General features: G+C 63.5%; 19 protein-coding genes. 8 read left to right on the top strand and 11 right to left on the bottom strand.

The window, feature by feature from the left end:
- Position 1 precedes the first annotated feature (1 nt).
- Both ACF8Q6_RS03490 and ACF8Q6_RS03485 read left to right on the top strand, forming a co-directional pair.
- Positions 2-1726, top strand: a complete 1725-nt coding sequence (locus ACF8Q6_RS03490; RefSeq protein ID WP_392489844.1) for a putative 2-aminoethylphosphonate ABC transporter permease subunit — start codon at positions 2-4, stop codon at positions 1724-1726.
- 18 nt (positions 1727-1744) lie between these two features.
- On the top strand, positions 1745-2770 hold the full coding sequence (locus tag ACF8Q6_RS03485; protein WP_392489843.1) for a putative 2-aminoethylphosphonate ABC transporter substrate-binding protein: 1026 nt from the start codon (positions 1745-1747) through the stop codon (positions 2768-2770).
- Between the two features lie 275 nt (positions 2771-3045).
- Here ACF8Q6_RS03485 and ACF8Q6_RS03480 read toward each other — a convergent pair whose 3' ends face one another.
- Positions 3046-4410, bottom strand: a complete 1365-nt coding sequence (locus ACF8Q6_RS03480) for a GTPase/DUF3482 domain-containing protein (RefSeq protein ID WP_060546528.1) — start codon at positions 4408-4410, stop codon at positions 3046-3048.
- The gene (locus ACF8Q6_RS03475; protein ID WP_012053977.1) at positions 4403-5794 is read right to left on the bottom strand and encodes a DUF2868 domain-containing protein; all 1392 of its coding nucleotides are present in this window, start codon (positions 5792-5794) and stop codon (positions 4403-4405) included. The genes ACF8Q6_RS03480 and ACF8Q6_RS03475 overlap by 8 nt, the downstream gene beginning before the upstream one ends.
- Before the next feature lie 54 nt (positions 5795-5848).
- Between ACF8Q6_RS03475 and ACF8Q6_RS03470 the strand changes: the two genes are divergently transcribed.
- A complete protein-coding gene (locus ACF8Q6_RS03470) occupies positions 5849-6364 on the top strand; it encodes a dihydrofolate reductase (RefSeq protein ID WP_003249048.1) in 516 nt (171 codons plus the stop codon).
- 131 nt (positions 6365-6495) lie between these two features.
- Here ACF8Q6_RS03470 and ACF8Q6_RS03465 read toward each other — a convergent pair whose 3' ends face one another.
- Positions 6496-7887: an L-cystine transporter gene (locus ACF8Q6_RS03465; protein ID WP_003249050.1), complete on the bottom strand. Its 1392-nt coding sequence runs from the start codon at positions 7885-7887 to the stop codon at positions 6496-6498.
- 244 nt (positions 7888-8131) lie between these two features.
- Here ACF8Q6_RS03465 and ACF8Q6_RS03460 point away from each other — a divergent pair, with 244 nt between their 5' ends.
- On the top strand, positions 8132-9187 hold the full coding sequence (locus ACF8Q6_RS03460) for a haloacid dehalogenase-like hydrolase (protein ID WP_392490156.1): 1056 nt from the start codon (positions 8132-8134) through the stop codon (positions 9185-9187).
- Between the two features lie 115 nt (positions 9188-9302).
- Here the strand turns inward: ACF8Q6_RS03460 and ilvD are convergent, their stop codons facing one another.
- Both ilvD and ACF8Q6_RS03450 read right to left on the bottom strand, forming a co-directional pair.
- On the bottom strand, positions 9303-11144 hold the full coding sequence (gene ilvD / locus ACF8Q6_RS03455) for a dihydroxy-acid dehydratase (protein ID WP_003249056.1): 1842 nt from the start codon (positions 11142-11144) through the stop codon (positions 9303-9305).
- A gap of 270 nt (positions 11145-11414) precedes the next feature.
- Positions 11415-12611, bottom strand: coding sequence for a class I SAM-dependent rRNA methyltransferase (locus tag ACF8Q6_RS03450; RefSeq protein WP_004575470.1), 1197 nt, complete (start codon positions 12609-12611; stop codon positions 11415-11417).
- 175 nt (positions 12612-12786) lie between these two features.
- On the opposite strand from ACF8Q6_RS03450, the gene ACF8Q6_RS03445 reads away from it, so the two are divergent.
- Positions 12787-13605, top strand: coding sequence for an HDOD domain-containing protein (locus ACF8Q6_RS03445; protein ID WP_172835041.1), 819 nt, complete (start codon positions 12787-12789; stop codon positions 13603-13605).
- Positions 13606-13608: 3 nt separating this feature from the next.
- A complete protein-coding gene (mutM, locus tag ACF8Q6_RS03440) occupies positions 13609-14421 on the top strand; it encodes a bifunctional DNA-formamidopyrimidine glycosylase/DNA-(apurinic or apyrimidinic site) lyase (RefSeq protein WP_010955661.1) in 813 nt (270 codons plus the stop codon).
- Positions 14422-14582: 161 nt separating this feature from the next.
- Here mutM and ACF8Q6_RS03435 read toward each other — a convergent pair whose 3' ends face one another.
- The 5 genes from ACF8Q6_RS03435 to ACF8Q6_RS03415 form a co-directional block, all read right to left on the bottom strand.
- Positions 14583-14834: a YfhL family 4Fe-4S dicluster ferredoxin gene (locus ACF8Q6_RS03435; RefSeq protein ID WP_003249063.1), complete on the bottom strand. Its 252-nt coding sequence runs from the start codon at positions 14832-14834 to the stop codon at positions 14583-14585.
- Between the two features lie 101 nt (positions 14835-14935).
- The gene (coaD, locus tag ACF8Q6_RS03430; RefSeq protein ID WP_010955660.1) at positions 14936-15421 is read right to left on the bottom strand and encodes a pantetheine-phosphate adenylyltransferase; all 486 of its coding nucleotides are present in this window, start codon (positions 15419-15421) and stop codon (positions 14936-14938) included.
- 112 nt (positions 15422-15533) lie between these two features.
- Positions 15534-17132 (bottom strand): GMC family oxidoreductase N-terminal domain-containing protein, encoded by a 1599-nt coding sequence (locus tag ACF8Q6_RS03425; RefSeq protein WP_392490157.1) that lies wholly within the window; start codon positions 17130-17132, stop codon positions 15534-15536.
- A gap of 20 nt (positions 17133-17152) precedes the next feature.
- A complete protein-coding gene (locus ACF8Q6_RS03420) occupies positions 17153-17638 on the bottom strand; it encodes a hypothetical protein (RefSeq protein ID WP_003249068.1) in 486 nt (161 codons plus the stop codon).
- Positions 17639-17648: 10 nt separating this feature from the next.
- Positions 17649-19079 (bottom strand): coniferyl aldehyde dehydrogenase, encoded by a 1431-nt coding sequence (locus tag ACF8Q6_RS03415; protein WP_392490158.1) that lies wholly within the window; start codon positions 19077-19079, stop codon positions 17649-17651.
- Between the two features lie 151 nt (positions 19080-19230).
- Between ACF8Q6_RS03415 and ACF8Q6_RS03410 the strand changes: the two genes are divergently transcribed.
- Complete coding sequence (locus ACF8Q6_RS03410) at positions 19231-19896, top strand: TetR/AcrR family transcriptional regulator (protein ID WP_003249070.1); 666 nt, start codon at positions 19231-19233, stop codon at positions 19894-19896.
- A 35-nt stretch (positions 19897-19931) separates the two neighbouring features.
- Positions 19932-20786 carry a sulfurtransferase gene (locus ACF8Q6_RS03405; protein WP_392490159.1) on the top strand — a complete coding sequence of 285 codons (855 nt, stop codon included), beginning with the start codon at positions 19932-19934 and terminating at the stop codon, positions 20784-20786.
- A 117-nt stretch (positions 20787-20903) separates the two neighbouring features.
- Here ACF8Q6_RS03405 and ACF8Q6_RS03400 read toward each other — a convergent pair whose 3' ends face one another.
- The gene (locus ACF8Q6_RS03400; RefSeq protein ID WP_392490160.1) at positions 20904-21896 is read right to left on the bottom strand and encodes a hydrolase; all 993 of its coding nucleotides are present in this window, start codon (positions 21894-21896) and stop codon (positions 20904-20906) included.
- Positions 21897-21948: the final 52 nt, after the last annotated feature.

Raw genomic sequence — 21948 nt, 5'->3', positions numbered from 1 at the left:
GATGGCCGCGCCAATGTCCCTGCCGTTGAGCCAGGCCAACGTCGCGCCGCGTGCTGGCATCGCCCTGGGTGACCGGCTGTTCGTCATCGGCGGCAAGAGCCTGCTGCTGATTCTGTTGGTGCTGGCCGTGCTGATGCCGTTGCTGGCGATCTTCTGGCGTGGTTTCAGCGGTGAAGTGGGCCAGGGCGGTGGCTTGCTGGCGGCCCGTGAACTGTTCACCAGCGCCAGCTTCCATTGGTTGCTTGGCAACAGCCTGTCGGTGGCCTTCACTGTCGCGGCCATTGTGGTACCGCTGGCCTATTTGTTCGCCTTTGCCCTGCAACGCACGTTGATCCCGGCTAAGGGCCTGTGGCGGGGGATTTCGCTGCTGCCATTGCTGGCACCGTCGATGCTGCCGGCGATCGCCCTGGTCTACCTGTTTGGCAATCAGGGCCTGCTGCGTGGGTTGCTCAGCGACAATATCTACGGCTTCTGGGGCATCGTGCTGGGCGAGGCCATCTACACCTTCCCGCATGCGCTGATGATTCTGCTGTCGGCACTGTCACTGGCCGATGCTCGCCTGTTCGATGCGGCCTCCAGTATGGGGGCAGGCTCGTGGCGTGCGTTCACCAGCATCACCTGGCCGGCCTCGCGCCAGGCGGTATTCGCGGCGTTCTGCCTGGTATTCACGCTAACTATCACAGACTTCGGTGTACCGGTCGTGGTGGGGGGTGACTATCAAGTGCTGGCGCTGGAAGCCTACAAGGCGGTGGTGGGCCAGCAACAGTTCGGCCGTGGTGCGCTGATCGGCATGGTGCTGCTGTTGCCGGCCCTGTTCAGCTTTACCGTCGACGCCTGGCTGCGTAGACGCCAGGGCGAGGCCATGGGTGGCCGTGCGCAGGTGTTCGAACCCAAGCCATCACGCGGTCGTGATGCCTGCTTCCTGACCATTGTGCTGCTGGTGTGCGCGGCGTTGCTGGTGGTGATCGGTATGGCGGTGTACTCCTCGCTGGTCACTTTCTGGCCCTACAACCTGTCGTTGTCGCTGCGCCACTACCTGTTCGAAGACACTGCCGGTGGCGGCTGGCTGGCCTACCGCAATAGCGTGACCATGGCCATTGGCACCGCACTGATCGGCAGCATCGTGATCTTCACCGGTGCCTACCTGATGGAGAAGACCCAGGGCCAACGCCTGCTCAACCATGCGCTGCGCCTGCTCAGCTTCATCCCCATGGCCGTGCCGGGCCTGGTGCTGGGCCTGGGCTATGTATTCTTCTTCAATCTGAACGGTAACCCGTTGCATGTGCTGTACGGCGGCATGGGATTGCTGGTGGTGTGCACCATTGCCCATTACCTGACCACCGCGCAGATGACCGCGACCACCGCCCTGCGCCAACTCGACGGCGAGTTCGAGGCCGCCGCGCTGTCGCTGAAAGCGCCGCTGTACAGGCACTTCCTGCGCGTGACCGTGCCGATCTGCCTGCCGGCACTGCTGGACATCATCCGCTACCTGTTCGTATCGGCAATGACCACCGTGTCGGCAGCGATTTTCCTGTACAGCCCCGACACCCTCCTGGCTGCCGTTGCCGTGCTGAACATGGACGACGCCGGCAACGTTGGCGGGGCCGCTGCCATGTCCACCTTGATCCTGCTGACCAGTGCCGGCGCTTCACTGCTGCTGGCTGCAGCCTCGCGCGGCCTGCTGCGCCGCTCCCAAGCCTGGCGCCAACGCGCCGCGACCGTCTGACCTGAAAGGAACCTACCCATGCACAAGCACCTTGCCCTTGCCGCTGCCGTTTCCGCCGTGTTCAGCCTGCAGGCTTCGGCCGCTGCTACCCAGCTGACGGTCTACACCGCCCTGGAAGCCGAGCAGCTGAAAACCTACAAACAGGCCTTCGAGAAAGCCAACCCGGATATCGAGATCAAGTGGGTGCGTGATTCCACCGGCATCATCACTGCCAAGCTGCTGGCGGAGAAAGAGCGCCCGCAAGCCGACGCTGTGTGGGGGCTGGCGGCATCGAGCCTGGCCATCCTCGATCAGAACGGCATGCTCGAAGCCTATGCGCCCAAGGACCTGGGCAAGATTTCCGGCAATTATCGCGACGCCGCCAACCCGCCAGCCTGGGTCGGCATGGACGTGTGGGCCGCCACCATTTGCTTCAACACCATCGAGGCCGAGAAACAGGGCCTGAGCAAACCGGTGAGCTGGCAGGACCTGACCAAGCCTGAGTACAAAGGCAAGATTGTCATGCCCAACCCGGCCTCGTCCGGCACCGGCTTCCTGGATGTCAGTGCCTGGTTGCAAACCTTTGGCGAGCCGCAGGGCTGGGCCTACATGGATGCGCTGCACCAGAACATCGGCCAGTACGTCCATTCCGGCTCCAAACCGTGCAAGTTGGCGGCGGCGGGCGAGTTCCCGATCGGAATTTCGTTCGAATACCCGGCCGTTCAGCTCAAGCGCCAAGGCGCGCCGTTGGACATCGTGTTGCCAAAGGAGGGTTTGGGCTGGGAGATCGAGGCAACCGCAGTGATCAAAGGCTCGCCCAAGGCGGATGCAGCCAAGCGCCTGGCCGATTTCTCCGCCAGCCCGGCGGCCATGGAACTGTACAAGGAAAACTTCGCCGTACTGGCCGCGCCGGGCATCGCCAAGCCGCAGACCGAGCTACCGGCGGATTATGACCAGCGGTTGATCAAGAACGACTTTGTCTGGGCTTCTAAAAACCGTGACCAGATTCTGGCCGAATGGCGCAAGCGCTATGACGGCAAGTCGGAGAAGGTGGCCCAGCAGTAACGCTTCACTATTGCAGGGGTGGCCTCTTCGCGGGTAAACCCGCTCCTACACAGATTGGTGGTGGGCACACATCGGTGGTTGGACACAGGCCGTCGTGTAGGAGCGGGTTCACCCGCGAAGAGGCCGGCCCTGCTGGCCAATCTCCACCCGCCGTTCACCGTTGCCGCCACCACCGTATTCGCGGGTAAACCCGCTCCTACGCAGATTGGTGGTGGGCACACTACACAGGCCGCCGTAGGAGCGGGTTTACCCGCGAAAGGGCCGGGCCTGCTGGCTCAAATCTGTGAAACCAGCGCCTCCAACTGTTCCTGCCGCTCAGCCTGATTCAGCTTCGCCCCGGGATTCAGGGTGGACCATTGCGGGTGCGCCCGCGCCTTGACCAGCGCCTCCGGCAACTTGCCCTCGCGCCAGGCCTTTTCATCCAGCTCACCCAGCCTGATGCTGTCCTGCGCCGCATGCCCGCGGTTATCCAGCGCCACCATCAACTGCTGCTGACGCAAGGCCAGCAAACGCAATACAGTGTCGTCCACGGTCAGCTCACGCTTGCCCTTGAGCTTGCCCATCAACCGTGCCCCATAGTTGCGCGCCGTCTGCAGCGCGCCACCGGCAATCGCCCCGGCCAGCGCCGCTGCGCCGAGGGTAAGGCCACCAACCAGCAAATCGACCCCGGCACCGGCCGCAGCACCCGCCGCCACGCCGCTGCCCAGGCGCACGCCCAGCAGTTTCAACGTCTCTGGATTGAACAAATCATCGCCCCAGCGGCCGTCCAGCAATGGCAGGTCGCTGGCATGGGCATCCTCGCGGCGGAAGGCATACAGCTTGAGCAAGGCTTCGACGCAGCGTTGTTCACGTTGGCGAATGTCCTGGCGCAGCGCCGCGATGGCCCGGGCTTCTGCCGCCGGTTCGGCCTCGACACTGCGCCGGCATGCAGCGCAATCGAGCAGCAGTTCGGCAATCAGGCGCTTGCCGCTGTGCCGGCGTGCCAAGCGCTGCGCCTGCTGGTCGTCGATCAGCCGTTGCAGCGCCGGGCGGGCGTTTTCCAGCAGCAGCGCCAGGCTTTCGTACAAACGGCGCTCGCCATCTTCCGGCGGGGCCACGCTGTCGAACCGCACCAATGCGTGAAGCCCAAGCCGGGCAAGGGCTTCACGCCATTCCGGTTCGCGGTGCTGGCTGCTGGCGACGAAGTTGAGCACCGGCAGCAACGGCTTGCCGCAGTTGGCCAGTACTTCCAGTTCGTCGCGGTACTTGGCCAGCACCGGCTCGCGCGCATCGATCACATACAGCCCGGCATTACTGGCCAGCAGTTGGCGCAATACCTTGGCCTCCTGCTCGAAACGTTGGCGCGCTTCGCTGCCCTGCAGAAAACGCTCCAGCCGGGCCGGGCCGTCCAGGCGCTCGCCCGGGCGTTCCAGACGTTCAAGGTAGTCGAGCAGGGCGATGGCATCTTCCAGGCCGGGCGTGTCGTACAGCTCCAGCAGGGGTTCACCGTCCACAGACAGCCGCGCACCTTCCACATGGCGGGTAGTGCTGGGGCGGTGGGACACTTCGCCAAAACCGACGTCGCGGGTCAGGGTGCGCAGTAGCGAGGTTTTGCCAACATTGGTATGGCCGACCACGGCCAGTTTCAGTGGCTCAGTCATGGCCATGCTCCAGCCAGGTCAGCGGTGAGGTGTCGGCATGTTGCAGGCCAAGGCGGTCAAGGGCCTCGTGCCAATCGCCCAGGCGCTCGGCATCGAGGGGCTGGCCTGGTGCAGCCTGCAGCAGCCAGATACGGGTTGCGCCGGCATTGCGCGCCAGTTCGGCGAGCAGCGCCAAACTGCCGCGGTCCGGCGAGCGACGTGGGTCGCAGGCGATGGCCAGGCGTGCCGGTGGGAAGCGGCTGAGCTGTTCCAACAGCCGGTTGCGTGATTCGCGGCTGTCGAGCACGCCGGCATCGGTCACGCTTTTCGGCAAGGCAGGTGGCCAGGGGCGCTGGTCGTCCAGCTCCAGGCCCACCAATAGGGCACCGCTGCTGCCGCTTTCCAGCTGCCCGGCGGCAAACTGCGGCAAGGCTTGCGGGGCAGCATCCTGCACGCCAATGCGCTCGCTGCGCGGCATCAGTGCCTCGCGCAGTTGCGCGTAGCCGGGCAACCCCAGGTCCAGCGTCAGGCGTTCACGGCCCTGGCGCCAGCGCCACAGGCATAACCCGGCCAGCAGCAGGCGGGGCAGCAGGCCGTATACCAGCACCACGCCGAGCAGCCAGCTGGCCCAGGCCTGGCGGGCCACGTCAAGGGCTGGCAGGCTGTCGCCGCTGGCGCGGATCATGGCTTCGTCGGGCACGGCGAAGCCCAGCAACGAGGGGAGGGCGCCCAGTGCTTGGGTCAGGTGAATGAACGGCTCGGCGGCGAGCAAGGTGGTTTCCCAGACAAAGCCATAGCGCCGGGTCGCCAGCAAGACCAGCAGCATGCCCAGCGCGGTGAGCATCGCCAGCAGCCAAAGGCCGTGTACCAACAGGCCGAGCAGCCACCGGTTGAGGCGTTGACGTTGCAGCAGCACCAGCAGCGCTGGCGCCAGGTGCGCGGCCTTGGCATCGCGGGCAAAGCGTTCGCTTAGCCACAGCCACAAGCGGCCCAGCCCTGCGCCATGCTCGCCGCTCAGGGCAAAACCCATGCCCCAGCCAAGTAGCATCAGCAGGTTCAGCCCGAGCAGGCTGCCCAGCGCCCAGAACACATTCACCGGGCGCTGCCCGTCACCGAGGGCGGCCAGCCCCAGGCCCGCGCCGCTGAGCACGGCCATCAGCAACAAGGCCAGCAGCGCCAGGCGCGCGCCCTGCTTCCAATGGCGCAGGGCGCCGGTCATGTCATCACGCTCGGCCAGGAACAGCGCACGTGTTTCGATGCGCGTGGCCAGGTCGCCACCTAGCTGGCGGGCGTAGCGGTTGGCTTCCTGGTCTTCCAGCGGGCCGGCATGTTCTTCGCGCAGGCGTACCGCTTCGGTGAGCCAGCGCTTGTCCAGTGGCGTGGGTGCAGTCACAAGGTCTTCCATTGCACAGGTCAAGGCAGAAGCATAACCCACACGCCCGGTGCTATCCTCGCTGGCATGAATACATCACTTCCCCTCAGCCTGATCGCGGCTTATGCCGAGAACCGCGTGATCGGCATCGACAACTCCATGCCCTGGCATTTGCCGGGGGACTTCAAGTACTTCAAGGCCACAACCCTGGGCAAGCCGATCATCATGGGGCGCAAGACTTGGGACTCGCTGGGGCGGCCGCTGCCTGGGCGGCTGAACATCGTGGTCAGCCGCCAGCCGGGGCTTGAACTTGCAGGTGCCGAAGTGTTCGCCTCGCTTGAAGAGGCGTTGGTGCGGGCCGAGCAGTGGGCGCGCGAGCAGGGCGTCGGTGAGCTGATGCTCATTGGTGGGGCGCAGCTGTATGGGCAGGCGCTGGAGAAGGGGCTGGTCAGCCGCATGTACCTGACGCGGGTTGAGTTGGCGCCAGAGGGGGATGCGTGGTTCCCGGCGTTTGATGAAGGGCAGTGGAGGCTGACTTCTAGCGAGGCACAGGCTGAGGAAGGTAAGCCGGTGTATCACTTCGAGGTTTGGGATAAGGGGTGAGATTGTTGGGGCTGCTCTGCAGCCCTTCGCGGGTGAACCCGCTCCTACGGGGGGGCGCAGGGTGTTCGGATTTTGAGCAAGACACGAGCGAACTTGTTGCGAAAGGGGCGCAACGCGCCCCTGGCGATCGATCAGGTGTGGCTCAGCTCGGCATGTTCATCACCGGCCAGCACTTCCTTGTCAGTCTCTTTCAACAGCTGGCTGGTGACAACGCCCGCCGTCATCGAACCGTTCACGTTCAACGCCGTACGGCCCATGTCGATCAGCGGCTCCACTGAAATCAGCAACGCCACCAGTTCCACCGGCAAGCCCATGGCTGGTAGCACGATCAGCGCGGCAAAGGTGGCACCGCCGCCCACGCCGGCAACCCCTGCAGAGCTCAGCGTGACGATGGCCACCAGGGTGGCGATCCACAGCGGGTCGAAGGTGTCGATGCCTACCGCTGGCGCGACCATCACCGCCAGCATGGCAGGATAGAGCCCGGCGCAGCCGTTCTGGCCAATGGTGGTGCCGAACGATGCGCTGAAGCTGGCGATCGATTGTGGCACGCCCAGACGGCGGGTTTGTGCTTCGATGTTCAGCGGAATGCTGGCGGCGCTGGAGCGGCTGGTGAAGGCGAAGGTCAGCACCGGCCACACCTTGCGGAAGAAGCGCAGCGGGCTCACGCCGGTGGCGGCGAGGATGATGCCGTGCACCACGAACATCAACCCCAGGCCCAGGTACGACACCACCACGAAGCTGCCCAGCTTGAGGATGTCCTCCGTGTTGGAACTGGCCACTACTTTGGTCATCAACGCCAGCACGCCATAGGGGGTCAGCTTCATCACGACCCGCACCAGGCGCATTACCCAGGCCTGCAGGGTGTCGATGGCCGACAGGGCGCGCTCGCCCTTCTCGGCGTCGTCCTTGATCAACTGGAGCGCGGCCAGGCCGAGGAACACGGCAAAAATCACCACGCTGATGATCGAGGTCGGCTTGGCCCGCGCCAGGTCGCCTACCGGGTTGCTGGGGATGAACGACAGCAGCAGTTGCGGGATGTTGAGGTCGGCAACCTTGCCCGCGTAGTCACTGTGGATAACCTGCATGCGTGCGCTTTCCTGGGCGCCGGCCACCAGGCCCTCGGCGCTGAGGCCGAACAGGTTGGTCAACACAATGCCGATCAGGGCGGCAATGGCCGTGGTCAGCAGCAGGGTGCCGATGCTCAGCACGCTGATGCGGCCCAGCGAAGAGGCAGTGTGCAAACGTGCCACGGCACTGAGGATCGAGGCGAAGATCAGCGGCATGACGATCATCTGCAGCAGGCCGACATAGCCGTTGCCGACCAGATCGAGCCAGGCGATGGTTGCCTTGAGCACGGGGTGGCCAGCGCCATAGATCGTGTGCAGCACAAGGCCGAAGACCACCCCCAGCACCAGGCCAAGCAGTACCTTCTTGGCCAGGCTCCAGTCGGTGCGGCGGGTTTGTGCCAGGCCCAGCAACAGGGCCAGGAACGCCAGCAGGTTGAGTGACAGCGGCAGATTCATTGAAGCTCCAGCAGAAAAAAGCAGAAGTGGCATCGCCTCTGTGAGCGATTGCGAACGGAAATGCTAACAGCCTGAAAACAAACGAATTTATACCCAAATGGAATTTGCATAGTCGTTTATGGAATAACGGGATGTCGCAGATTGCAATGAACAAGGCGTTTGCGGCTGCCTGGAGGTCGTTATCGGGGGCTTGCAGTGGGGATTGTTGCACTAGCGTTTCTGGGTCATTTCAGGAGATTCGTACATGAAAGTCGCTGTGAAAGCCGCCGCCATTGGCCTGTCCCTGCTGTTCAGTATCGAAACCTTCGCCACGGAGCTCAAACACTGGCCTGCTGACGCGGCCAAACAGCTCGACAGCATGATCGCCGCCAATGCCAACAAGGGTAACTACGCGGTATTCGACATGGACAACACCAGTTACCGCTATGACCTGGAAGAAGCCTTGCTTCCGTTCATGGAAAACAAGGGCCTGCTAAGCCGCGACAAGCTCGACCCTTCGTTGAAGCTGGTGCCGTTCAAGGACACTGCCGAGCACAAGGAAAGCCTGTTCAGTTATTACTACCGGTTGTGTGAAATCGATGACATGGTCTGCTACCCGTGGGTAGCCCAGGTGTTCTCCGGCTTTACCTTGCAGGAGCTGAAGGTGCAGGTGGATGAGCTGATGGCTTCGACCAAGCCGATCCCCAGCACCTATTACGCAGGCGACCAGGTCAAGGCCATCGAGGTTCAGCCGCCCAAGGTCTTCAAGGGCCAGACCGAGCTGTACAACAAGCTGATGGAGAACGGCATTGAGGTCTATGTGATATCGGCGGCCTCCGAAGAGCTGGTGCGCATGGTCGCCTCGGACCCCAAGTATGGTTACAACGTGAAGCCCCAGAACGTGATTGGCGTGAGCCTGCTGCTCAAGGACCGCGCCAGCGGACAGCTGACCACTGCGCGTAAGCAGATCAGCGCCGGGCACTACGATGCCAAGGCTAACGTGGGCCTGGAGCTGACCCCTTACCTGTGGACCCCGGCCACCTGGATGGCGGGCAAGCAGGCGGCGATCCTTACCTACATCGATGAGTGGAAGAAACCGGTGCTGGTGGGCGGCGACACGCCGACCAGCGATGGCTACATGCAGTTCCACGGGGTGGATGTGGGCAAAGGCGGTATCCACCTGTGGATAAACCGCAAGGCCAAGTACATGGACCAGCTCAACGGGATGATTGCCAAAAATGCGGCGGCGCAGGCCAAGGAAGGGTTGCCGGTGACGGCAGACAAGAACTGGGTGATCGTCACGCCGGAGCAGATCCAGTAAATCTTGCCCTACCTGTGCGGCCCCTGTGGGAGCGGGCGTGCCCGCGAAGGGGCCGGTGCAGGCATAAAAAAACCGGCGCCCAGGGCGCCGGTTCTTATTTCACGCCAAAAGCACCTCAGAGGCCTTCCAGCATCGCCTTGTTACGCACTGCGCCTTTGTCGGCACTGGTGGCCAGCAGGGCATAGGCCTTGAGCGCGGTGGTCACCTTGCGGGGACGGACCTCGGCTGGCTTCCAGCCCTTCTTGTCCTGCTCGACACGGCGTTCCGCCAGCTCTTCATCGCTGACCAGCAGGTTGATCGAACGGTTAGGGATGTCGATCAGTACCTTGTCGCCGTCGCGCACCAGGCCGATGGCGCCGCCTGCCGCGGCCTCTGGCGAGGCGTGGCCGATCGACAGGCCCGAGGTGCCGCCCGAGAAGCGGCCGTCGGTGAGCAGGGCGCAGGCCTTGCCCAGGCCTTTGGATTTGAGGTACGAGGTCGGGTAGAGCATTTCTTGCATGCCCGGGCCGCCTTTCGGGCCTTCGTAGCGGATGATGACGATGTCGCCGGCTTTCACCTCGTCGGCGAGGATGCCGCGCACGGCGCTGTCCTGGCTTTCGAAGATCTTCGCGGTGCCCTCGAACACGTGGATCGATTCGTCCACACCGGCCGTTTTGACCACGCAGCCATCCAGTGCGATGTTGCCGTACAGCACGGCCAGGCCGCCCTCTTGCGAGTAGGCGTGTTCGAAGCTGCGGATGCAGCCGTTTTCACGGTCGTCGTCGAGGGTTTCCCAACGGGTCGACTGGCTGAATGCGGTCTGGGTCGGGATACCTGCCGGGCCGGCCTTGAAGAAGGTGTGCACCGCTTCGTCATCGGTCTGGGTGATGTCCCATTTGGCGATGGCTTCTTCCATGCTGCGGCTGTGCACGGTCGGCAGGTCGGTGTGCAGCAGGCCGCCACGGGCCAGCGAACCGAGGATGCTGAAGATGCCGCCGGCGCGGTGGACGTCTTCCATGTGGTACTTCTGGATGTTTGGCGCCACTTTGCACAGCTGCGGCACTTTGCGTGACAGGCGGTCGATGTCGCGCAGGTCGAACGCCACTTCACCTTCTTGTGCTGCGGCCAGCAGGTGCAGGATGGTGTTGGTCGAGCCGCCCATGGCGATGTCCAGCATCATGGCGTTTTCGAACGCTTTGAAGTTGGCGATGCTGCGTGGCAGGACCGACTCGTCATTCTCGCCGTAGTAGCGCTTGCACAGCTCGACGATGGTGCGGCCGGCCGTGAGGAACAGCTGCTCGCGGTCGGAGTGGGTGGCCAGGGTCGAACCGTTGCCCGGCAGGGCCAGGCCCAGGGCCTCGGTCAGGCAGTTCATCGAGTTGGCGGTGAACATGCCGGAGCACGAACCGCAGGTCGGGCAGGCGCTGCGCTCGTATTCGGCGACTTTTTCGTCGGAGGCCGTGGAGTCGGCCGCGATGACCATGGCATCGACCAGGTCCAGGCCGTGGCTGGCCAGCTTGGTCTTGCCGGCTTCCATCGGGCCGCCGGAAACGAAGATCACCGGGATGTTCAGGCGCAGGGCGGCCATCAGCATGCCGGGGGTGATCTTGTCGCAGTTGGAGATGCAGACGATGGCGTCAGCGCAGTGCGCATTGACCATGTACTCCACCGCGTCGGCAATGATTTCGCGGCTTGGCAGCGAGTACAGCATGCCGTCGTGGCCCATGGCGATGCCGTCATCGACCGCGATGGTGTTGAATTCCTTGGCCACGCCACCGGCGCGTTCGATTTCGCGGGCCACCAGCTGGCCCAGGTCCTTCAGGTGCACATGGCCCGGGACGAACTGGGTGAACGAGTTGGCGATGGCGATGATCGGTTTCTTGAAGTCTTCGTCCTTCATCCCGGTGGCGCGCCACAGGGCACGGGCGCCGGCCATGTTGCGGCCTTGGGTGGAAGTCTTGGAACGATAATCAGGCATGAAACACTCCTGGCGGCTTAATCAGGTCACAAATAGGGGAGTGAGCTTCTCTTGTCCTTTGCGCCGCAGGCCGGTTGCCACTGGCACGGATGGGGCCAAGACCGCGCGGGATCGCCGCGTGCTTGACCAGAGCTCATAAACCCGCCGGGGATGACTGGCGATGAATAGGCCGATTCTACACCGCTGGCGCGGTGAGGGAATGCAGATGTGGATGGTTGGCGGGGGGATTGCGGCAGGAAAGGGCCGCTGGACGGCCCTTTTTGGCAGATATCAGCTGTTTGGCAGTAACCGGCAGGTGATGCTTTTGATGTAGCGGGTTTCGGCGATGGCCGGGTGTACCGGGTGATCCGGGCCCTGACCGCCTCGCTCGAGCAGCTGCATGTTGCGGTCAAGGTGGCGGGCACTGGTCAGCAGGATGTTGTTCAGGTCGTCCTCGGGCAGGTGCATCGAGCACGAGGCGCTGACGAGGATGCCGTCTTTGTTCAACATGCGCATGGCCTGTTCGTTCAGGCGGCGGTAGGCCGCTTCGCCGTTTTTCAGGTCTTTCTTGCGCTTGATGAAGGCAGGTGGGTCGGCAATGATCACGTCGAAGCGTTCTTCGGCCGCCTTGAGTTCGCGCAGGGCTTCGAACACGTCGCCTTCGATGCAGGTCAGCTTCTCGCTGATGCCGTTCAGTGCAGCGTTACGCTCTACGCCGTCCAGGGCAAAGCCCGAGGCATCGACACAGAACACTTCGCTGGCGCCGAAGGCACCGGCCTGTACGCCCCAGCCACCGATATAGCTGAACAGGTCGAGTACACGCTTGCCCTTCACGTAGGGTGCCAGGCGGGCGCGGTTCATGCGGTGGTCGTAGAACCAGCCCGTCTTCTGGCCTTCGCGCACCGGGGCTTCGAACTTGACGCCGTTCTCTTCCAGCGGCACCCAGTCCGGCACTTCACCGTAGACGGTCTCGACATAGCGCTGCAGGCCTTCGGCGTCGCGCGCGGCCGAATCGTTCTTGAACAGGATGCCGCTGGGCTTGAGCACCTGCACCAGTGCGGCGATCACGTCATCCTTGTGCGCTTCCATGGTGGCCGAGGCCAACTGCACCACGAGGATATCGAAGAAACGGTCGACCACCAGGCCTGGGAGCAGGTCGGAGTCACCGTAGACCAGGCGGTAGCACGGCTGGTCGAACAGGCGCTCGCGCAGCGACAGGGCGACATTCAGGCGGTGTACCAGCAGCGACTTGTCCAGCGGCAGCTTGATGTCGCGTGACAGCAGGCGGGCGCAGATCAGGTTGTTCGGGCTCAGTGCGACGATGCCCAGCGGCTTGCCGTTGGCTGCCTCGAGAATGGCCTGCTGACCCGCCTGGAAGCCTTGCAAAGGGGTCGCGCTGACATCGACTTCGTTGCTGTAGACCCACAGGTGGCCGGCGCGCAGGCGGCGGTCGGCATTGGCTTTGAGGCGAAGGCTGGGCAGGGACATGACGTCGCTCCGGGAAAAAGAGCGGGATTATAGCGTGTCTGCAGTGCTTTAGCTTTTACAGGTGTGGTGCCCGGGGGCGCTTAGAGGGTTAAAATCCCCCGTCCTAAACGAGTGTGTACGTATGTCCCAAGAACTCAGCGCCGAACAGATCCAGCAAGCCTTGCAAGGCATCACCATCCCGCCTCAACCGCAGATCATGGTCGATCTGCAGTTCGAGCAGTACATGCCTGACCCAGACCTGGAAACCATCGCCAAGCTGATTTCCCAGGACCCGGGCCTCTCTGGCGCCTTGCTCAAGCTGGTCAACTCTCCGCACTTCGGGTTGTCCAACAAGATCGGTTCGATCCAGCGTGCGGTAAACCTGCTGGGGAGCCGGTCGATCATCAACCTGATCAACGCCCAGTCGATCAAGGGCGAGATGAGTGACGAGACCATCGTTACCCTCAACCGCTTCTGGGATACCGCCCAGGACGTCGCGATGACCTGCCTGACGCTGGCCAAGCGTACCGGCATACAGGCGGCGGACGAAGCCTATACCCTTGGCCTCTTCCATGACTGTGGCGTGCCGTTGATGCTCAAGCGCTTCCCCGATTACATGGACGTGCTGGAAGAGGCATACGCCAAGGCCGACGAAGAAACACGCGTGGTCGATACCGAAAACCGCACGTTCAACACCAACCATTCAGTGGTTGGCTATTTCACAGCCAAATCCTGGCGCTTGCCCGAGCACCTCAGTGCGGCCATCGCCAACCACCACAATGCCTTGGCCGTGTTCCGCGACGATACCTCGCGCAATACCCAGAGCCAGCTGAAAAACCTGTTGGCGGTGCTGAAGATGGCCGAGCATATCTGCGCGTCCTACCGTGTGCTGGGCAACCAGGCGGTGGACCACGAATGGAATGTGGTCGGCCCGTTGGTGCTCGATTACATTGGTTTGTCGGAATACGATTTCGAAAACCTCAAGCAGAACATTCGCGAGTTGGGCGGACACTGACACATGCCGGAATTGCCAGAAGTAGAAACCACCCGGCGCGGTATTGCGCCACACCTGGAAGGCCAGCGCGTCAGCCGTGTGGTGGTACGCGACCGCCGTCTGCGCTGGCCGATTCCGGAAGACCTCGATGTGCGCCTGTCAGGGCAGCGCATCGTCAGCGTCGAGCGACGTGCCAAGTACCTGTTGATCAATGCCGAAGTGGGTACGCTGATCAGCCACTTGGGCATGTCGGGCAACCTGCGGCTGGTCGAGCTGGGCTTGCCGGCGGCCAAGCATGAGCATGTCGACATCGAGCTGGAGTCCGGGCTGATGCTGCGCTACACCGACCCACGCCGCTTTGGTGCCATGCTGTGGAGCCTGGACCCTCTGAACCATGAGCTACTGCTGCGCCTGGGGCCTGAGCCGCTGACCGACCTGTTCGATGGTGAACGGCTGTTCCAGCTGTCCCGCGGGCGGTCGATGGCGGTCAAGCCGTTCATCATGGACAACGCGGTGGTGGTAGGGGTGGGCAACATCTACGCCACCGAGGCGCTGTTTGCCGCCGGTATCGACCCACGCCGGGAGGCGGGCGGGATTTCCCGGGCGCGCTACCTGAAACTGGCGATCGAGATCAAACGGGTGCTGGCGGCGGCCATCGAGCAGGGCGGTACCACCCTGCGCGACTTTATCGGTGGCGACGGGCAGCCGGGGTACTTCCAGCAGGAACTGTTTGTGTACGGGCGTGGCGGGCAGCCGTGCAAGGTATGCGGCACTGAGTTGCGCGAAGTGAAGCTGGGGCAGAGGGCGAGCGTGTACTGCCCGCGCTGCCAACGATGAAACGTTCGCTGCAAACCTGTTGAAGCAAAACCTGAACGTTGGCGCGGTAACTGTGGGAGCGGGCAAGCCCGCGAAGCAGGCGACGCGATGAATGGCACCAGCTGCGCCGGTGTTCGCGGGCATGCCCGCTCCCACAGGGAGCGTGCAGCGAAGGGCAGTGATCAGCCCTTGCCAGTGATCCGGCGATACTTGGCCATCAGCTGTTCTTCGGTTTCCGGGTGCGCTTCATCCAGCGGGATGCAGTCGACCGGGCAGACCTGCTGGCACTGCGGCTCGTCGTAATGGCCTACGCACTGAGTGCACAGGTTAGGGTCGATCACGTAGATCTCTTCGCCTTGGGAGATAGCCTCGTTCGGGCACTCGGGTTCGCAGACGTCGCAATTGATGCAATCGTCGGTGATGATCAGGGACATGGGGACTCCGGCCGGGGCTCACAGCCCGGGCATGTTCAACGCAATGGGCACAATTGTGCCGCATTCGCGCCCGCAGTGCACGCGGGCGCGACAATCAGGCGTCAGGCTTGCTTCTTGAAGCGTTCAGTCAGTGCGTCGGCCACCACCGGGTGGACGAACTTGCTGATATCACCGCCCAGCGCAGCAATCTCCCGGACCAGGGTCGAGGAAATGAACGAATAGCGCTCCGACGGCGTCAGGAACAGGCTCTCGACATCGGGGGCCAGTTGCCGGTTCATGTTCGCCAGCTGGAACTCGTACTCGAAGTCGGACACCGCACGCAGGCCACGCAGGAAGACGTTGGCGCCCTGTTCCTTGGCGAAATGCGCCAACAGGGAAGAGAAGCCGATGACTTCGACATTGGGCAGGTGCTTGGTGACCTCACGGGCGAGCTCAACCCGTTGTTCCAGAGGGAACAAGGGGTTTTTCTTGGGGCTGGCCGCCACCGCGATGATCACGTGGTCGAATAGCCGCGAAGCGCGCTCGACCAGATCGCCATGGCCTTTGGTAATGGGGTCGAAAGTACCCGGGTACAACACTCGGTTCATCGCGTCATCCTGGCTGGAGTGCGTTGGGGAGTCGGATGGTAGCGCAGCGACGGCGCCCCGGCCAAGTCATGCGGCCGACTGATGGCACTATAGACAGGGGCCATGTTCGTTGTCATGCGCTGTGTGCCAGGCGGCTGACCAGTGCTTCGCTGAGCCTGGCGCTGATGGCATACACCGACAATTGCGGGTTGGCGCCGATGCTGGTGGGGAACAGCGAGCCGTCGTGAATCGACAGGTTTTCCAGCTGGTGATGGCGCCCCAGGCTGTCGCACACCGCCTGACGCGGATCTTCGCCGAGGGCGCAGCCGCCCATTACATGGGCACTGCCCAAGCGCGTGCGGAAGGGCTCCAGGCGCAGTTTGTCGATCATGGTCAGGGCCTGTTCCAGGCTAGAGGCGGCGCTGGCGTCGCTGTGCACCGGGGTTACCTGGGTGGCGCCAGCGGCGAACTGTATTTGCGCCATGCTGCGGTAGGCGCGCCGCAGGCCATCCCGCAGGTAGTCGGTGACCGGGTAATCGAGCACGGGTGAACCATCGCCGCGCAGTTCCACGGCCCCGCCCTGGCTTTCGGGGTGAAAACCATCGCGTAGCAGCGCCAGCATCACATGGGTATGGGGCAGCTCGGCCATGCGCTGGGCACTCTCGTGGCCGTGCCCGCCCAGCAGGGTGCTGGCCAGGGCCGGATGCAGCGGCGGTACTTCCAGCTTGTAGCCAGCCGGGCCGTCTACGCCGGCTTGCCACTGAAAGTGATCGCTGTAGATCGATTGCGGGGCGCCATGGTAGGGGTCGATACGCTCGCTGAAGCGTGCCGCACTGAAGTTGACCAGGTGCAGGAAGGTTCGCCTGCCCAGGCGACCATGCGGGTCGGGCGCGGCAGAGCGCAGCAGCAGGGCCGGGCTGTTGATACCGCCACCGGCCAGGAGGTAATGACGTGCCCGCACGCCGACCTGCCGGCCAGTAGGGTGTATGCCCTGGGCGTCCAGGGCCTGGCATGTCAGGCTCTGAATGCGTTCGCCGTTGTGGGTGAAGCGCTCGGCCCGCGCCAGGTACAGCAGTTCGCCGCCTTGCTCGAGGGTGGCAGGTATACGGGTCACCAGCATCGATTGTTTGGCATTCACCGGGCAGCCCATGCCGCAGTAGCCCAGGTTCCAGCAGCCGCGCACATTGCGCGGGATCACCGCCCAGCGGTAGCCCAGCTGTTCGCAGCCCCGGCGCAGCACCTCGTTGTTGGCATTCGGCGGCAAGGCCCAAGGGCTGATGCCCAGTTCCTGCTCCATGCGCTCGAACCAGGGGCGCAGTTCATCCTCGCCCAAACCGTTCACGCCATGGACCGAGGCCCAGTGCGCCAGGGTTTGTGGCGGGGTACGAAAGCTCGAGGTCCAGTTCACCAGCGTGGTGCCACCCACGGCGCGGCCCTGCAGGATGGTAATGGCGCCATCCTTGCTCATGCGTCCCAGGCCTTCCTGGTACAGGCTTGCGTAGGCTTCACTCTCCAGCAGGTGGAAATCGCTACTGGTTTTCAGGGGGCCTTCTTCGATCAGCAGTACCTTGAAACCGGCAGCGCTGAGCATCTGCGCGCTGGTGGCGCCGCCGGCACCACTGCCGATCACGGCAATGTCGGCCTCCAGAAACAGGTCGTGCTCCAGGCGCGAGGCGTCGTGGGTGATCCAGCCGCGTTCGAGGCCTTGGCGAAACGGGTCGGGGACAGGCATTGGCGATGCTCTTGTTGTTTTCAGATTTTCGGTGGGCCCGGGTAACCGCAGTCTGCCCAGGATTCAGGGCGTTCGTACCAGGCCATTTGCAGCAGTTGCAGCAACGAGGCGTGCCCCATGCGTAGCAGGTTCAGCGAGCTGTCCTGCCAACGCTGCAGGAACGCCGTGACCTGCGTGGCGCCAGCTTGGCCCCAACTGCCCCAGACGCCGGTCAGCGGGCCGCGAGTCAGCGGCAGGCTGAGCACGTCGAACAATTGCCGGGTGAGCTTGAGCATTTCCGGCGACAACGCCGCCAGCTTGTTGTCGAGGCTGCGCAACACCGGCGCCTCGGTGGCCTGTGTACCGGCCAGGACCACCGGGATCAGCGCTCGCAGCAGTGGCAGGTCGTCGTCACGGAGTACCTGATAGCCGGTCGCGGCGGTTTGCACGCTGCACCCCACCAGGCTGGCACCCGCCAGAAAAGCACTGGCGCCGAGGCTGAAACGCAGCAGGTCGCGGCGGTGCATGGTGCGATCCTCAGCGGATGAACAGTTTGTAGACCAGGCGCTGCAAGGCTTTGCCATAAGGTGGGTAAATCAGCCGTGCGGCGTTGAAGCGTTGCTTGGCAAGTACCGCCTTGGCCTTGCTGAAGGTGAGGAAGCCGTCATGACCATGGTAGTGGCCCATGCCTGAAGGGCCGATGCCGCCGAAGGGCAGATCGTCCTGGGCAACATGCAGCAAGGTGTCGTTCAGGCACACACCGCCGGAGTGGGTGTGACGCAGCACATGTTCCTGGGTGCGGCGGTCATAGCCAAAGAAGTACAGCGCCAGTGGGCGTGGGCGCTGGTTGATGTAGGCCAAGGCCTGGTCGAGGCCGTCATAAGGCACTAACGGCAATAGCGGGCCGAAGATTTCGTCCTGCATCACCTGCATGCTGTCGTTCACGTCCAGCAGCAAGTGTGGTGGCAGGCGCCGGCCCTGAGGGGCTTCGCCTGGGTACAAGTCGAGTACTTGCGCGCCTTTGGCGCGGGCATCGTCCAGCAGGTGCTGCAAGCGCTGCAACTGGCGCGGGTTGATGATGGCGGTGTAGTCGGGGTTGTCGGCAATACGCGGGTACAGTCGGTGCACGGCGCGCTGGTAGGCGTCGCTGAAGGCGGGCAGCCGTTCGCGTGGCACCAGTACGTAGTCGGGGGCGACGCAGGTCTGGCCGGCGTTGAGGGTCTTGCCGAAGGCGATGCGCTCGGCGGCGCTGTCCAGCGGCACATCGTCAGAAACAATAGCGGGGGATTTGCCACCCAGCTCCAGGGTGACCGGGGTCAGGTTGTGTGCGGCAGCCTGCATCACCTGGCGGCCTACGCTGGTGGCACCGGTGAACAGCAGGTGATCGAACGGCAGGCGGGCGAAGGCCTGGCCCACCTCGACCTCACCGAGCACAACGCTGACCAGGTCTGTGGGGAACACACGCTCGAGCAGTTGCTGTACGGCCAGGCCAGTCGCGGGCGTGGCCTCGCTAAGCTTGAGCATGACCCGGTTGCCGGCGGCCAGGGCGCAGGTCAACGGGCCGATGGCGAGGAACAGCGGGTAGTTCCACGGCACGATGATGCCGACCACGCCCAAGGGTTGATAGCGCACCTGTGCGCTGGCCGGCTGGAACGCCAGGCCGACGCGGCGTCGGCGGGTGCGCATCCAGCTTTGCAAGTGCTTTTCGGCGTGACGCAGGCCCTGTACCGACGGTAGCAGTTCGGCCAGCAAGGTCTCATCGGCGCTGCGCCCGGCAAAATCCTGGCTGATGGCTTCGATCAGTTCTGCCTGGCTGCTCAGCAAGGCTTCACGCAGGCTTTTCAGCCACTGGCGCCGCTGCGCCGCTGGTGGCAGCGGGTTACCGGCAAAGGCCTGGCGCTGGGCCGCGAACGTCGTTGCGAGGTCGAGGTCGAATTGCAGAGGGGGCAAGGCACTGGGCGAGTTCATGGTGGTGTCGAGTCCGGGCCGGGGTTGCCTAGAGCCTATACTCTAATTTGTACCATGGTGCGAATTTTTCCATGCCGCTCAACGGTGCATTCCTTCTGTAATACGCCGTAAGATAAACCTTTGATGAAAGCCCGCAGACTGGGAGCTGAGCATGGCCCCGCGCATGAAGACCCGAGAGCGCATCGTGCAGAACAGCCTGGAGCTGTTCAACCAGCAGGGCGAACGCAGCGTCAGTACCAACCACATTGCCGCGCACATGGAAATCTCGCCCGGCAACCTGTATTACCACTTCCCCAACAAGCAGGCGATCATTGCCCTGTTGTTCAGCCAGTACGAAGCGCTGGTGGACAGCTTTCTGCGCCCGCCGCAGGGCCGCGCGGCAACCGTGGAAGACAAGCGCTTCTACCTCAAGGCCTTGCTGGCGGCGATGTGGAACTACCGCTTCCTGCACCGTGACCTGGAACATCTGCTGGACAGCGATGCCGAACTGGCCGCCCGTTACCGGCGTTTTTCCGAACGCTGCCTGCGCCAGGGCCAGGCGATCTACCGCGGCTTCGTCGAGGCAGGGATCCTGGCCATGGTGCCGGCGCAGATCGAATCGCTGACCATCAATGCCTGGATCGTGCTGACATCATGGGTACGTTTTCTCAGCACCACACGTGAACATTCCGCGCACTTGGGTGAAGAAGCCTTCAAGCGCGGCGTCTATCAGGTGTTGGTGCTGGAGCTCGGTTTCGTCACCGACAATGCCCGTCCTGCCGTGGACGCGCTGTGTCAGGAATTCCATGTACCGTTCAACCAGGCCCTGGAGCACTAGCCCAGGGCTCTTGTGCCATCGATCAGGAGATTGTCATGCCCCTTGCGCAATTGATCACCCCGCAGCAGTTGGCCGAGCGTCTGGGCTCGCCCAAGTTGGTGATCCTCGACTGCCGCTTTGCCCTCGAGGATGTGGACTATGGCCAGCGCAGCTATGCCCAGGGGCATATTGAGGGGGCGCATTTTGCCGACCTGGACCGGGATCTCAGCGGGCCGGTGAGCAAGGGGCGCACCGGGCGCCACCCGCTGCCCGATGCCCAGCGGCTGGTCGAGCGCCTGCGAGAGTGGGGCCTGGACAATGACAGCGAGGTGGTGCTGTATGACGACGGCCCCGGCGCCTTTGCCGCCCGCGCCTGGTGGCTACTGGTCTGGCTGGGCAAACGCAGCGGTGTGGCGATTCTCGACGGTGGCCTGAAGGCCTGGCACGCGGCGCACCTGCCGTTGAGCCTGGACCCGCCGCCCAAACGTGAGGGCACTTTCAGTGGTGAACCTGACGCGAAGCTGCTGATCGATGCCGACCATCTGGGCAAGCGCCTTGGTACTGCAGACCTGACCTTGATCGATGCGCGTGCCTTGCCGCGTTTTCTCGGTGAAGTGGAGCCGATTGACCCGGTGGCAGGGCATATTCCCGGGGCCCAGTGCGCGGCGTTTACCGACAACCTGGGGGCTGACGGGCGTTTTTTGCCGGCGGATCAGCTAAAGCAGCGTTTTGCCGAAAAGCTGGGTGGACGGGCGCCGGAGCAGTTGGTGTCTTATTGCGGGTCTGGGGTAACCGCTTGTCATAACCTGTTCGCAATGGCGCTGGCGGGGTACCCGCTGGGCAAGCTGTATGCGGGGTCGTGGAGCGAGTGGATCAACAACCCGCAGCATGCTGTGGCCACCGGCGAGTAAGCAGATTGGGTTGAGCCCCTGTAGGAGCGGGCCCCGCGGTGGTTGGCACCGGCAATGCCGGTGTACGCGGGCATGCCCGCTCCCACAGGGGACGCGCAGCCTTTACGCATTCGAGCGCTAGCTACCGTCCACCAGCCACTGCGGAATCCGTCGTTCCAGGTAGTACCCCGGATTTCGCAGGCTGCCATCGACAAAGCCCACATGCCCACCGCGGTCATGCAGTTCGAAGCGGGTTTGTGGTGACAGTTCACGGGCCGTCGGCAGGCTGTGGTTGGACACGAAGGGGTCATCGCTGGAATGGATGATCAGCGTTGGCGTGCGGTTCTGGCCGAGGAAGAAGTGGCTGGATGAGCGACGATAGTAGTCGTGCGCATCGCGAAAGCCATTGAGCGGTGCAGTGACTTTACCGTCGAAGTCCCAGAATGTGCGCAAGTTGGTGAGTTGGCCCAGGCGCTCCAGTGTCGCCAGCTGTTCATGCTGGCCCTGGTCGTGGAAGTGCCGCTGCTTGAGCCGAACATACGCCAGCATCTCGCGCATGAAATGCGCCTGATACACCTTGGAGAACCCTTGGCCGATACGGTCGGCGCAGTGGTCCAGGCGAAACGGCACCGAAACTGCAGCCGCTGCCTCCAGTTGGCTGGCGACGCCGCTCTCACCCAAGTATTTCAACAATACATTGCCACCCAGCGAATAACCCACTGCATACAGCGGCGCCAGCGGGCGCTGGGCGCGAAGATGGCTGACAATTTCCGCCAGGTCTTCGCTGGCGCCGGAATGGTAGCTGCGCGGCAACAGGTTGGGCTCGCCTGAACAACCTCGCCAGTTCACTGCCACACTGGCCCAGCCGCGACCTTGCAGCGCTTGCTGCAAGCCTTTCACGTAAGGCGAGTGAGACGAGCCGGTCAGCCCATGCAGCACCAGTACCAGTGGCGCATGGGGTTGGTGCGGGCCATGCCAGTCCAGATCGATGAAGTCGCCGTCGGCCAGCCACAGTCGCTCGCGTTCACGCTGCAGCTCAGGCAGCTTGCGCCAGAGTGGCCCCCACAGGGTCTGCAGGTGGGGATTGGACAGGCCGATGGCCGGACGGAATGTGGCGTTGTGGCTGGGCATGCTGGGTGGCTCATGATGTGCCTTGCTAGCTTGCCACGAAACAGCGCCACAG

Origin of the sequence: Pseudomonas sp. GLN_2, from assembly GCF_043106005.1 — a bacterium.
Lineage (GTDB): Bacteria > Pseudomonadota > Gammaproteobacteria > Pseudomonadales > Pseudomonadaceae > Aquipseudomonas > Aquipseudomonas alloputida.
The sequence above is the reverse complement of the archived record's forward strand: the minus strand, read 5'-3'. Positions and strand labels throughout refer to the sequence as shown.

Excerpts from the sequence above, each read along its gene's own strand:
- ilvD (WP_003249056.1), bottom strand. The coding sequence starts at position 11,144 with ATGCCTGATTATCGTTCCAAGACTTCCACCCAAGGCCGCAACATGGCC.
- ACF8Q6_RS03405 (WP_392490159.1), top strand. The coding sequence starts at position 19,932 with ATGCCCCTTGCGCAATTGATCACCCCGCAGCAGTTGGCCGAGCGTCTG.
- mutM (WP_010955661.1), top strand. The coding sequence starts at position 13,609 with ATGCCGGAATTGCCAGAAGTAGAAACCACCCGGCGCGGTATTGCGCCA.
- ACF8Q6_RS03435 (WP_003249063.1), bottom strand. The coding sequence starts at position 14,834 with ATGTCCCTGATCATCACCGACGATTGCATCAATTGCGACGTCTGCGAA.
- ACF8Q6_RS03485 (WP_392489843.1), top strand. The coding sequence starts at position 1,745 with ATGCACAAGCACCTTGCCCTTGCCGCTGCCGTTTCCGCCGTGTTCAGC.
- ACF8Q6_RS03460 (WP_392490156.1), top strand. The coding sequence starts at position 8,132 with ATGAAAGTCGCTGTGAAAGCCGCCGCCATTGGCCTGTCCCTGCTGTTC.
- ACF8Q6_RS03470 (WP_003249048.1), top strand. The coding sequence starts at position 5,849 with ATGAATACATCACTTCCCCTCAGCCTGATCGCGGCTTATGCCGAGAAC.
- ACF8Q6_RS03425 (WP_392490157.1), bottom strand. The coding sequence starts at position 17,132 with ATGCCTGTCCCCGACCCGTTTCGCCAAGGCCTCGAACGCGGCTGGATC.
- ACF8Q6_RS03410 (WP_003249070.1), top strand. The coding sequence starts at position 19,231 with ATGGCCCCGCGCATGAAGACCCGAGAGCGCATCGTGCAGAACAGCCTG.
- ACF8Q6_RS03465 (WP_003249050.1), bottom strand. The coding sequence starts at position 7,887 with ATGAATCTGCCGCTGTCACTCAACCTGCTGGCGTTCCTGGCCCTGTTG.
- ACF8Q6_RS03420 (WP_003249068.1), bottom strand. The coding sequence starts at position 17,638 with ATGCACCGCCGCGACCTGCTGCGTTTCAGCCTCGGCGCCAGTGCTTTT.
- ACF8Q6_RS03475 (WP_012053977.1), bottom strand. The coding sequence starts at position 5,794 with ATGGAAGACCTTGTGACTGCACCCACGCCACTGGACAAGCGCTGGCTC.
- ACF8Q6_RS03415 (WP_392490158.1), bottom strand. The coding sequence starts at position 19,079 with ATGAACTCGCCCAGTGCCTTGCCCCCTCTGCAATTCGACCTCGACCTC.
- ACF8Q6_RS03480 (WP_060546528.1), bottom strand. The coding sequence starts at position 4,410 with ATGACTGAGCCACTGAAACTGGCCGTGGTCGGCCATACCAATGTTGGC.
- ACF8Q6_RS03450 (WP_004575470.1), bottom strand. The coding sequence starts at position 12,611 with ATGTCCCTGCCCAGCCTTCGCCTCAAAGCCAATGCCGACCGCCGCCTG.
- ACF8Q6_RS03490 (WP_392489844.1), top strand. The coding sequence starts at position 2 with ATGGCCGCGCCAATGTCCCTGCCGTTGAGCCAGGCCAACGTCGCGCCG.
- coaD (WP_010955660.1), bottom strand. The coding sequence starts at position 15,421 with ATGAACCGAGTGTTGTACCCGGGTACTTTCGACCCCATTACCAAAGGC.
- ACF8Q6_RS03400 (WP_392490160.1), bottom strand. The coding sequence starts at position 21,896 with ATGCCCAGCCACAACGCCACATTCCGTCCGGCCATCGGCCTGTCCAAT.